Below are 12,118 nucleotides of genomic sequence, written 5' to 3'. Positions count from 1 at the left end.
GAGCCCGGGCCGTCCCCACTTGCCGCATGTCACGGGAGGGTGTGGCGGGTCTGGTGGTGTCGCAGGGACGTGATGGGATGGCGGGATGCAGGCGTACCGGTTGGTGCGTCGGCCCGCCGGGCCGACCGAGGGGAGTGACCCGTCCGCCGGGTCGCACCCGGACGCGGCCCACCCCGGGACGGTCCCCGACCACATCGACCCGGCGGTCCCCGGCCACGCCACCCCGGACGGCACCGGCCACCCGGAGATCGCCGATCGGGTGGATCCGCGGCAGGCCGAGGTCGTCGGCCACACGGCCGGACCGATGCTCGTCCTGGGTGGACCAGGCACCGGGAAGACCCGGACCCTGGTCGAGGCGGTCGCCGCCCGGGTCGGCGAGGGCGTCGACCCGGAACGGATCCTGGTGCTCACCTTCAGTCGGCGTGGCGCCGCTGACCTGCGACACCGGATCGAGGCGCGGATCGCCGCGACCGGGCAGCGGGTGCTGCGCGAGCCGCTGGTGCGCACCTTCCCCGCGTACGCCTTCGGTCTGCTACGACGTGCCGCCGCCGAGCGCGGCGAGCCGTCGCCCCGGCTCCTCACCGGCCCGGAGCAGGATCTGATCATCCGGGAGTTGCTGGACGTGGTCGGCGCGGAGCCTGACGACGACCCGGTCGGTTGGCCGGAGGACCTGCGGCCGGCACTGCGTACCCGGGCGTTCGCCGCCCAACTGCGCGACCTGCTGATGCGCGCCGCCGAGCGGGGGGTGGGTCCCGTCGAGCTGGCCCGGCTCGGTGAGCGGCTGGGCCGCGCCGACTGGCCGGCCGCCGCCCGGTTCCTGCGGCAGTACGTCGCCGTGCTGGCCCTGCGCGACGTGGCCAACCGGGGCTCCGTCGCCTACGATCCGGCGGAGCTGGTCCGGGCCGCCACCGGAATGCTGCGGGACGATCCGGAGCTGCTCGCCGCCGAGCGGCGTCGGCTGGCGTACGTCTACGTCGACGAGCTCGCCGACACCGACCCCGCGCAGCTGGAGCTGCTGAGCACGGTGGCCGGCGGCGGGCTTCCCCTGGTCGCCTTCGCCGATCCCGACTCCTCGACGTACGCCTTCCGAGGTGCCGACCCGGGCGGCGTGACGGCCTTCCCGCACCGGTTCCGCACGGCCTCGGGCGCGCCCGCCGCGCAGGTGCTGCTGACCACCAGCTACCGGGCGGGCGAGCGACTGCTGGCCGCCACCAGCCGGCTGGCCCGACGGCTGCGCGGACCAGCGGCACACCGGCGACTGCACCCGCTGCCGGACGCGCCACCGGGCACGGTGGAGGTACGCACGTTCTCCTCGACCACCAGCGAGGCGGCCTGGCTGGCGCACGCGTTGCGGGCGGCACACCTGCTCGACGGGGTGCCGTGGGCGCGGATGGCGGTGCTCGTCCGTTCCACCGCCCGGCAGCTGCCCGGGCTGCGTCGGGCACTGCACGCGGCCGGCGTGCCGACCGTGGTGCACGGCGAGGATCTTCCGCTGCACCTGCAACCGGCGGTCGCGCCGCTGCTGCTCCTGCTGCGCTGCGCGCTGGAGCCGGAGCGGCTCGACGAGGAGGCCGCGGTCGCGCTGCTGCACTCACCGCTCGGTGGCGCCGACCCGCTGGCCGAACGGCGGCTGCGGCAGGGCCTGCGGGCCCTCGCCCTGGCCCGGGGGGACCGCCGTCCCTCCGGCGAGCTGATCATCGAGGCCCTGAGCGATCCGGCCGAGCTCGCCGGGGTCGAGCGGCGTTGGGCCGAGCCCGCCCAGACGGTGGCCGGGCTGCTGGCCGTCGCCCGGGAGGCGGCCGGCCGACCGGGCGCCACCGTCGAGGAGGTCCTCTGGGCGGTCTGGCGGGCCAGTGGGCTGGCCGAGCTGTGGTCGGCCGCGCTCAGCCGGGGCCCGAACGTGGCGGGCGAGGGTGATCTCGCTCGACGTCGCCGGGCCGAGGCAGCCGACCGTGACCTGGACGCCGTGCTGGTTCTGTTCGACGCCGCGGCCCGGTTCACCGACCGCCTGCCGGGTGCGCGTACCGAGGTCTTCCTCGACCACGTGCTCGGTCAGGAACTGCCGGCCGACACGCTCGCACCGACCGCCGACCGGGGTGACGCCGTGCGACTGCTCACCGCGCACGCCGCCAAGGGTCTGGAGTGGGACCTGGTCGCGGTGACCGGGGTGCAGGAGGGCGTCTGGCCTGACCTGCGGCTGCGCGGCAGCCTGCTCGGCTCGGAGCGCCTGGTCGACGTGCTGGCCGGCCGCGCGGATGACGCGGCCGCGGTGGCCAACCTGGTGGGGCAGACCTCCGCCCTGCTCGACGAGGAGCGGCGGCTGTTCCACGTCGCGGTGACCCGGGCCCGGCGGCGGTTGCTGGTCAGCGCGGTCGCCTCCGCGTCCGTGGGCGGCGACGACCACGAGGAGCAACCCAGCCGCTTCCTGTACGAGCTGGGCCCCACCGACGGCCCGGAAGACGCCTCCGGCGGTCCCGCCGGTCCGCCGTCGCCGACCCGGCCACCGGACGAGCCGCAGCCCGGTGGCACCTCGGCGGATCGTGTCCCGGACGACGGCGGTCCGGCGGGTGAGGCCGGGGGCGAGGGTCCCGCGCCGGCCCGGCTGCCGTTGAGCCGGCCGCCCCGGGCACTCACGCTGCCCGCGTTGGTGGCGGAGCTGCGTACCGCGGTCGTCGACCCGTCGGCACCGGTCAACCGGCGGCGCGCGGCGGCGGCGGAGCTGGCCCGGCTGGCCGCCGCCGGGGTGTCCGGCGCGCACCCCGACGACTGGTGGGGGCTGCGACCGCTCTCCGACGACCGGCCACTGGTCGACGACGGCGAGCCGGTGCGGGTGACCCCGTCGGCGATGGAGAGCGCACTGCGGTGCAGCCTGCGCTGGCTGCTGGAACGGCACGGTGGCAGCGCGCCGACCGGCACCGCGCAGGGCGTCGGCAACCTGGTGCACGCGGCGGCGATGCTCGCCGAGGACGCCAGCGCCGACCGCGGAACCCTGCTGGACTACGTGGCCGCCCGCTTCGATGCCATCGAGCTGGCCGCGCGGTGGATGGTCGGGCCGGAGCAGGCCCGTGCCGAGGCGATGGTCGACAAGCTGCTGCGCTGGCTGGCCGCGAACCCGCGCCGGCTGCTCGCCATCGAGCACGAGTTCGCGGTCCGCCTCGACGACCCGCATCGACCGGTCGAGTTGACCGGCCGGGTGGACCGGCTGGAGGTCGACGCCGACGGTCGGCTGGTGGTGGTCGACCTGAAGACCGGCAAGTCCACCGCCGTCACCGAAGGCGAGGTGGCCGAGCATCCGCAGCTGGGTGCGTACCAGGCGGCGGTGGAGGCGGGCGCGTTCGCCGAGTTCGGCGACGAACCCGGCGGGGCGGCGCTGGTGCAGCTCGGCACCGCCGCGAAGGACGCCCGGGAGCAGTCCCAGCCGCCGACCACCGACGGCCCGGAGGCCGGCTGGGCGACCGCGCTGGTCCGTCGTACCGCCGACACGATGGCCGCCTCGACCTTCGCGGCCGTCGCCAACTCGAAGTGTCGGGTGTGCCCGGTGCGCACCAGCTGCCCGGTCTCCGGGCAGGGGCGGCAGGTGGTCGAACCGTGACCCAGCCCGCCCTGTTCGAGTCCACGCCACCTGCACCCCGCGCGGCTGACGCCGGTCCCCGGTACACGCCGGTGGAACTGGCCAAGCTGCTCCGGCTGCCGGCCCCCACCCGGGAACAGGCGGCGATCATCTCCGCGCCGGTGGAGCCGCTGCTGGTGGTCGCCGGCGCGGGCTCGGGCAAGACCGAGACGATGGCCGCCCGGGTGGTCTGGCTGGTGGCCAACTCGTACGTCCGGCCGGAACAGGTGCTCGGTCTCACCTTCACCCGCAAGGCCGCCGGTGAGCTGGCGAACCGGGTGCGCGTCCGGCTCGACCAACTGGTTCGCCGGTTGGGCCGACGCGAGCGGAACCCGCTCGACGACCCACTCGCCGGAGAGCCGACGGTGGCCACCTACCACTCGTACGCCGGGCGGATCGTCACCGAGCACGGCCTGCGCGCCGGCTACGAGCCCGCCACGCGGTTGTTGACCGAGGCGTCCCGCTGGCAGCTGGTCGACCTCATCGTGCGCAACTACGACGGGGACATGTCCGAGGTGGACCGGATGCCCAGCACCGTCACCGACGCGGTACTGGCGCTCGCCGGCGAGCTGGACGAGCATCTGGTGAAGCCGGACGAGCTGGCCGCCTGGACCGGTCGGTTCTTCGCCGACGTGCAGTCCCGCCCCGGGCGGATCTACGCCGGCGTACGCAAAGCCCTCGCCCTCCAGCAGACCCGGTTGAAGCTGCTGCCGCTGGTGCGCGCGTACGCCCGCCGTAAGGACGACTTCGAGGCGATGGACTTCGCCGACCAGCTCGCCCGGGCGGCCCGGGTCGCCCGGGACCACCCCGGCGTCGGTGAGATCGAGCGCAGCCGCTACCGGGTGGTGCTGCTCGACGAGTATCAGGACACCAGCCACGCCCAGGTGGTGCTGCTCGGCGCGTTGTTCGGCGGCGGGCATCCGGTGACCGCGGTGGGTGACCCATGCCAGTCCATCTACGGCTGGCGGGGAGCCAGCGCCGGCACGCTGGAACGCTTCCCGACCGAATTCGCCCGCGTCGATGGCGGGCCGGCGCGGGTGCTCGGGCTGACCACCAGCTGGCGTAACCGCCCCGAGATCCTCGCCGTGGCGAACGCCCTGGCCACGCCGCTGCGCGCGGCCGGTGCCCAGGTGCCCGAGCTGCACGCCGCACTCGGCGTCGACGAGCCGATCCCGCACCGCAGCCCGCGCGGGGCCGCCGCCGGCACCGTGCACTGCGCGCTGCTGCCGACGTACGCAGACGAGGCCGGCTGGATCGCCGACAGCCTACTGGCCGCGTGGCGGGGCGCGGCCGGTACTCCGGGCGTGCTGCCGGAACAGATCCCGGTCACCCGACGCCCGACCACGGCGGTGCTGGTCCGGTTGCGCAGCCAGATCCCGGCGATCGCCGCGGCTCTGCGCGACCGTGGTTTGCCGGTCGAGGTGGTCGGGCTGGGCGGGCTGCTGGACACCCCGGAGGTACGTGACGTGGTCTGCACGCTGCGCGTGCTGGCCGACCCGACCGACGGGGCGGCGCTGCTGCGCCTGCTGACCGGCGCGCGGTGGCGGATCGGGCCACGGGACCTGGTGGCCCTGCACCGCCGGGCCCGCGCCATCGCGGCGGCTCGCCGACGGCTCGCCGACGACGGCACTCCGGAGATCACTCCCGACCGCCTCGACGAGGCGACCCTGGTGGAGGCGCTGGCCGATCTGGGGCCCGCGCAGGCGTACTCGGCCGAGGGGTACGCGCGGCTGCGGGCGTACGCCCGGGAACTGGGCCTGCTCCGCTACCGGCTGGACCAGTCGTTGCCGGAACTGATCGCGGACGTGGAGCGGACCACCGGGCTGGACGTGGAGGTGGCGGTGCGCGCCGGCCGCGACGGTGCCGGTGACGCCGGCCTGGCCCGGGGCCACCTGGACGCGCTGGGCGACGTGGCGGCCCGGTTCAGCGGGGAGTCACCGGCCGCCACGCTCGCCGGTTTCCTGGCCTACCTCGCCGCCGCCGAGGACGAGGAGCGGGGACTCGCGCCGGGCGAGGTCGAGGTGGTCGAGGGGGCGGTGCAGATCCTCACCGCGCACGCCGCCAAGGGGCTGGAGTGGGACGTGGTGGCGGTGGCGGGGCTCAGCCGTGGCGTGTGGCCGGGGCCGGTCCGCAACTCGGATCACTGGCTCGGCGGCCTGGGTGTGCTGCCGTTCCCGCTGCGGGGAGACGCCGACGGGCTGCCCGAGTTGGACCTGGTCGAGGCGGACGACCAGCGCGGGGTGGCCCGGGCGGTGGAGGACTTCACCGACGCCTGGCGGGTCCACGACGAGCGGGAGGAGCGGCGGTTGGCGTACGTGGCGGTGACCCGGCCGCGCCGCCTGCTGCTCTGCTCCGGTCACTGGTGGGGTGAGGGCACCAAGCGACCGCGCGGCCCGTCGGCGTTCCTGCGCGAGGTGCACGATGCCGGTCTGGACGCCGGGGCCGGTCACCTGGTCGACGAGTGGACCCCGGAGCCGGCACCGGACGCGGTCAATCCGACCTCCGAGGTGGTGCTGCGGGCCGAGTGGCCGGCGGATCCCCTCGGTCCCCGCCGTCCCGCGCTGGCCGAGGCGGCCGCGTTGGTACGCCGTTTCCTGACCGACGGCGACGAGGCCCGACCGGACGACGAGGCGGACTCGGATCCGGAGGTGGCCAGGTGGCGGAGCGAGGCCGACCTGCTGCTGGCCGAGCGGGCGGAGTTGAGCCGGCTCGCCGGCCCGGTGGAGGTGGCGCTGCCGGAGCAGCTGTCGGTGACGCAGCTGGTCGCGTTGCGCCGAGATCCGGCGGCCCTGGCCCGGGCGCTGCGCCGGCCGATGCCGACCGAGCCGAACCCGTACGCCCGTCGGGGCACCGCGTTCCACGCCTGGCTGGAACAGCGGTTCGGGGCGGATCGGCTGCTCGACACCGATGAGCTGCCGGGAGCGGCGGATGCCGACGCCGCGCCGGACGAGGAACTGGCCGAGCTTCAGCGACGCTTCCTGGCCAGCGAGTGGGCGGACCGTACGCCGGTCGAGGTGGAGGTGCCATTCGCCACGGTGATCGACGGCGTGGTGGTCCGCGGCCGGATGGACGCGGTGTTCCGTCGTCCCGGCGACCGTTTCGACGTGGTCGACTGGAAGACGGGCGCCCGGCCGGAGGGAGCCGCCGCCGAGGTGGCCGCGGTGCAGCTGGCGGTCTACCGGTTGGCCTGGGCGGAACTGGCCGGGGTGTCGGTGGACCGGGTCGGCGCGGCGTTCCACTACGTCCGGGACGGGGTGACGGTCCGGCCGGCGGATCTGCTCGACGTCGCCGGGCTGACCGGGCTGATCAGGTCGGTTCCCGAGTCGTCCTGAGGCACTGGCGTGGCGCCGGATCCGTGGTAGGGTTCCTCCGTTGCAGTTTTGGTTACCAGCTCTGTTTGCGCCTGGCGGATTGTGGCCCCAGGCGCTCTTTGTCATGTCCGGGTTCTCCGGGCGGGGCGACCAGCGGCGACAGGCGTTTCGGGCAGTTTCGCCTGGGACAACCCTCTTTCGACCCCGCAACAGGTGCGGGGTTGACGTTCCGTCAAGGAGACGAAACAAGCATGGCTATTGGCACCGTCAAGTGGTTCAACGCTGACAAGGGCTTCGGCTTCATCACCCCGGACGGCGGCGGCGCTGACGTCTTCGCCCACTTCTCGGCGATCCAGTCCTCCGGCTACCGCAGCCTCGACGAGAACCAGCGCGTGGAGTTCGAGGTCGTGCAGGGCCAGAAGGGCCCGCAGGCGGAGAACATCCGTCCGCTCTGACCCTCGGGTCACCCGGTATCGGCCGGGTCACCGCCGTGCGACTGCGCACCGCGGCGACCCGGCCGTCCGTGTTCTCCGGGCCGGCGCGCCGGGGTACGGCGGACGCTGCTCGGGGTGACGCACCACTGAGTCGGCAATCAGCCGCCCGACCGTCGGGTGGGCGACTGTCATCCTGTTCCGGCTCGGCAACCCTGGTCGCGGGGGATGAGCCGGGGGGCTCATGTGCGGTGCGGGGAGGACGACCATGGTGGGCTCGGCGGCGCGTGAGCTTCTCCTGGTGATCGCGGTCGCGGTCGTCGGGCTGGTGCTGGCCACGGCCGTGGCGTTCGGGCCGTGGCCGGTCACGCCGGGTGGCTCCGCCCCGTCCGGCCTGGTGGATCTGCACGGGCCAGTGCCGACGGACCATCCGGGGAACGCGTCCGGCTGACGGGCGGAGCCCGGCCGGGTGCTCGCGCGCAGGGCTGACCGAACTGCGCTTCCTCGTGCCCCGGCGTCGGCGGGCGCGCCGAGACGTTAGGGTCGGATCCGTGCCGACCCGCAGAGCGAGAATTCCAGCGACGAGGTATCCGGTCGAGCGGTTCACCCTCGACAACGGCCTACGGGTCGTCCTGACTCCCGATCGCAGTGCCCCGGTCATCGGGGTGGCGGTCGTCTACGACGTCGGCATCCGCTCGGAGCCGGAGGGACGTACCGGCTTCGCCCACCTCTTCGAGCACCTGATGTTCCAGGGCTCGGAGAACCTGGAGAAGCTCGCCCACTTCCGGCACGTGCAGGGCGCGGGTGGCACCTTCAACGGCTCCACCCACCTCGACTACACCGACTACTTCGAGACCCTGCCGAGCAACGCGCTGGAACGGGCGCTGTTCCTCGAGGCCGATCGGATGCGCGGCCCTCGGCTGACCGAGGAGAACCTGCGCAATCAGGTCGACGTGGTCAAGGAGGAGATCCGGGTCAACGTGCTGAACCGGCCGTACGGCGGATTTCCCTGGCTGACCCTGCCGCCGGTGCTGTTCGACACCTTCCCCAACGCGCACGACGGGTACGGCTCCTTCGACGATCTGGAGTCGGCCACCGTCGCCGAGGCCGTCGACTTCTTCCGGCGCTACTACGCCAGCGGCAACGCGGTGCTCGCGGTCAGCGGGGACATCGACACCGCCGAGGCGGTCACGCTGATCGAGCGGCACTTCGGCGACGTACCGGCCCGTCCGGCACCCGACCGGCCGGACTTCGCCGAGCCGGACCTGACCGCCGAGCGGCGCACCGCGTACACCGACCAGTTGGCCCCGCTGCCGGCGGTGGCGTCGGCGTGGCGGGTGCCCGATCCGGTCGGCGATTTCGCCGCCTACCTTCCGTACGTGGTGCTGGCCGAGGTGCTCACCGACGGTGACGCGTCGCGGCTGGTGGAGCGGCTGGTGCATCGGGACCGCTCGGTGACCAGCGTCGGCGGCTATCTCGGGTTCATGGGCGATCCGTTCGACGTACGTGACCCCACCGCGTTGCTGCTCCAGGCGCACCTGCCGCCCGGTGGTGACATCGACAAGGTGCTGCGCACCGTGGACGAGGAACTGGATCGGCTGGCCGACGACGGGCTCGGCGACGGCGAGCTGGCCCGGACTCAGGCGCGGATGGCCACCCACCTGCTGCGCGACACCGACGCGGTGCTCGGCCGTGCGTTGCGGATGGCGGTGCTGGAGCAGCAGCGCGGCGAGCCGGAGCTGCTCGGTGAACTGCCCAGGCTGATCGGCGAGGTCACCGACGAGCAGGTCCGGGCCGCCGCCGCCACCCTGCGCCCGGAGCGCCGCGCGTCCATCGAGGTCATTCCCGGAGGTGCCCGGTGAGTGCGAGGAGTGAGCCGGGTCTGCGATCGTTGCCTCCGCTGGGTCCGACCCGCCGGCTCAAGCTGCCTAAGCAGGCCGAACGGACGCTGGGCAACGGACTCACCGTCATCGTGGTACGCCGTCCGGCGGTCCCACTGGTGGAGCTGCGGCTCTGGATGCCCTTCGGTCGGGCCCATCTGGCCCGGGGGCACCTGCTCGCGCAGACCCTGCTCTCCGGCACGGAGACGATGAGCAGTGTGCAGATCGCCGCGGAGCTGCAGAAGATCGGTGGCGGGCTCTCCGCCGGGCTCGACCCGGACCGGCTGATGATCTCCGGTGCCGGCCTGGCCACCGGGCTGGACCGGATGCTGGAGATCCTCGCGGAGGTCCTCACCGGGGCCAGCTACCCGGCCGGGTGGGTGGGGGTCGAGCGGGACCGGCTGGTCGACGGGATCCAGGTCGCCCGGAGCCAACCGGCGCACCTGGCCCGTACGGCACTGCTCCGGCGGATCTTCGGCCGGCACCCGTACGCCGTGCAGACGCCGGATCCGGACCAGGTCCGAGCCGTCCGTCCGGCGGCGTTGCGCACGCTGCACGCTCAGTGGGTGCATCCGGCGGGTGCGGTGCTCGTGCTGGTCGGCGACCTGCGCCCGGAGCGGGCGTTGGACGCGGCCGAGAAGGCCCTCGGCGGTTGGGACGGTGCCGGGCACGCGGCCCACGTACCGCCCGCCCCACCGCTGGAGCCGGGTCCGCTGCTGCTGGTCGACCGGCCCGGGTCGGTGCAGTCGTCGATGCGGGTGGCGTTGCCGGCGGTGCCGCGTACCCATCCCGACCATGCCGCGTTGCAGTTGGCCAATCTGGTCTTCGGTGGCTACTTCTCGTCCCGTTGGGTGGAGAACATCCGGGAGGACAAGGGCTACACGTACGGTCCGCACTCACTGATCGAGCACTCGGTGGCCGGGTCGGTGCTGGTGGCCGCCGCCGAGGTGGCCACCGAGGTGACGGCACCGGCGCTGCTGGAGACGAGTTACGAGCTGGGCCGGCTCGCCACGGTGCCGCCGGCCGTGGACGAACTGGAGCAGGCCAGACAGTACGCCCTCGGCACACTTCAGCTCGGCATCTCCACGCAGGCCGGGCTGGCGTCGCTGGTGAGCGCGTACGCCGGCAACGGGCTGCGGCTGGACTTCCTGGCCGAACACGCGGCGCGGCTGGCGAAGGTGAGCGTCGACGACGTCACCGAGGTGGCGGCTCGCTATCTCGCCCCGTCCCGGGCGGTCACGGTCGTGCTCGGCGACGCCGAGCGGGTCGGCGCCTCGCTGGCCACGCTGGCCCCGGTTGAGACCGTCCCTGTCCCGTCATGACCGAGGGGCAGCGCCCGCATCGTCATCGCCGTACGCTGCCGCCGCACCGACGTGGCCGGTGCGGCGGAGGGCCGTCGTGAGCGGGGGAGGGGCGGCGAGCAGCCCGCCGCTGGCCCGTTCCACGCTGGACCGCGCGGCGCACCGGCGTACCGACCCGCAGTGGCTGGCGCAGGCGTGGGCCGGGGCGCGGGTGCTGATCCTGGACGTCGAGGCGGGTGGGCGGGCGTTGGTGCGTACCGACAACTCGGCACCGACCCTGGTGCTGGCGACGGCCGGCGACCTGCCGTCGGATCTCGCGGCCGGTGCGATGTTCCTCGGCGTCGAGCCGGACGGGGTGCCGGTCTTCTGTGTGCACGCCGCCCTGGCGGAGATGCCGGGGAGCCGGCCGGCCCATCTGCGGGAGATCGGGCACCTGCTCAGCGACCGTGACGCCGGGCTGTTCACCACGGCGCTGGCGCTGACCAACTGGCATCTGCGACATCTCTACCACCCGGTCACCGGGGAGCCGACCCGGGCGGACGAGGCCGGCTGGTCCCGGGTGGACCGCACCGGCGAGCGGGTGTGGCCGCGTACCGACCCGGCGATGATCGTGCTCGTACACGACGGGGTCGACGGCCTGGATGGCCGCTGCCTGCTCGGTAACAACGCCACCTGGCCGAGCCGGGAGGGGCACCGGCGGTTCTCCTGCCTGGCGGGCTATCTGGAGCCGGGCGAGTCGGCCGAGGCCGCGGTGCTGCGCGAGGTACGTGAGGAGGTCGGCGTCCCGGTCTCCGACATCACCTACGCCGGCAGCCAGGCGTGGCCGTTTCCCGGCTCGCTGATGCTGGGCTTCCTGGCCATCGCCGACCCGGCGCACCCGATGCGACTCGATCCCGCCGAGATCGCCCATGCCCGCTGGTTCTCCCGACGGGAGATCGGGGCGGCGCTCGCCGGCCGACCGGTTGACGCGGACGGCGTCCGCCTGCTCCTGCCCCCGGCGTCGTCGATCGCGTTGTTCCTGGTGCAGCGCTGGCTCGACGGCCACTGCTGAAGGGTGCGGCCCCGACCCGTGACCGTCGTTGCCGCGGCGGTCACGGGCCGGGGACACGGGCCCGTCGTGGTCGGCTGGTGAGGAACACGGCGGGGGAGCCGGTCGACCACGACGGACGGGCGGTGGATCAGGTGCCGGGCCCACCCGGATCGGTGCGTCGGCGGCGTGGGTCGTCCAGCGGCAGCACCTTGACCCGCTGCTTACCGGAGCGCACGGAGCCCACGGTGGCGATCGCGCGGGCCAGCAGCAGCGCGGCGTCACGGTCCTCGGCGCGGACCACCTGGCGGCGTGGCTCGGGTCGGGCGGTCTCGTCCCGCAGCCGCTGACCGCCGGCCCAGGCGGCCGCGATGTCAGCGTCGGCGGCGGCGCGGATGTCGGTGCGAACGATCAGGAACCGCATGTGGGTCTCCGATGTGTCGCGACGGGTGGAACCGTGGAAGTTCCACGTCACTACCCCGCCATCGTACGCCCGCCCCGCGTCCCAGCAAGTGAAACTCGCCCATTGGTCCGCAGGCCCGACCGATCATCCGATCC

8 protein-coding genes are annotated in these 12,118 nt (G+C 74.1%); 7 read left to right on the top strand and 1 reads right to left on the bottom strand.

The window, feature by feature from the left end; translation table 11 throughout:
• Window positions 1-85: 85 nt before the first annotated feature.
• From SM447_RS21510 to nudC, 7 genes are all read left to right on the top strand, one after another.
• A complete protein-coding gene (locus tag SM447_RS21510; RefSeq protein ID WP_474574631.1) occupies window positions 86-3,592 on the top strand; it encodes an ATP-dependent helicase in 3,507 nt (1,168 codons plus the stop codon).
• A complete protein-coding gene (locus SM447_RS21505; RefSeq protein ID WP_474574630.1) occupies window positions 3,589-6,942 on the top strand; it encodes an ATP-dependent helicase in 3,354 nt (1,117 codons plus the stop codon). Before SM447_RS21510 ends, SM447_RS21505 begins: the two co-directional genes overlap by 4 nt.
• A gap of 230 nt (window positions 6,943-7,172) precedes the next feature.
• Window positions 7,173-7,376 carry a cold-shock protein gene (locus tag SM447_RS21500; RefSeq protein WP_013735772.1) on the top strand — a complete coding sequence of 68 codons (204 nt, stop codon included), beginning with the start codon at window positions 7,173-7,175 and terminating at the stop codon, window positions 7,374-7,376.
• Window positions 7,377-7,620: 244 nt separating this feature from the next.
• Window positions 7,621-7,803, top strand: coding sequence for a hypothetical protein (locus tag SM447_RS21495; protein WP_474574629.1), 183 nt, complete (start codon window positions 7,621-7,623; stop codon window positions 7,801-7,803).
• A gap of 100 nt (window positions 7,804-7,903) precedes the next feature.
• Window positions 7,904-9,214, top strand: coding sequence for a M16 family metallopeptidase (locus SM447_RS21490; RefSeq protein ID WP_474574628.1), 1,311 nt, complete (start codon window positions 7,904-7,906; stop codon window positions 9,212-9,214).
• A complete protein-coding gene (locus SM447_RS21485; RefSeq protein WP_474574627.1) occupies window positions 9,211-10,554 on the top strand; it encodes a M16 family metallopeptidase in 1,344 nt (447 codons plus the stop codon). The genes SM447_RS21490 and SM447_RS21485 overlap by 4 nt, the downstream gene beginning before the upstream one ends.
• A gap of 76 nt (window positions 10,555-10,630) precedes the next feature.
• Window positions 10,631-11,584 carry an NAD(+) diphosphatase gene (nudC, locus tag SM447_RS21480; RefSeq protein ID WP_474574626.1) on the top strand — a complete coding sequence of 318 codons (954 nt, stop codon included), beginning with the start codon at window positions 10,631-10,633 and terminating at the stop codon, window positions 11,582-11,584.
• Window positions 11,585-11,711: 127 nt separating this feature from the next.
• Here nudC and SM447_RS21475 read toward each other — a convergent pair whose 3' ends face one another.
• Window positions 11,712-11,984, bottom strand: a complete 273-nt coding sequence (locus SM447_RS21475; protein WP_474574625.1) for a hypothetical protein — start codon at window positions 11,982-11,984, stop codon at window positions 11,712-11,714.
• Between the last annotated feature and the right edge of the window lie 134 nt (window positions 11,985-12,118).

It is taken from the genome of Micromonospora aridisoli (assembly GCF_056150025.1).
This window is presented reverse-complemented; position numbering and strand designations above follow the sequence as displayed.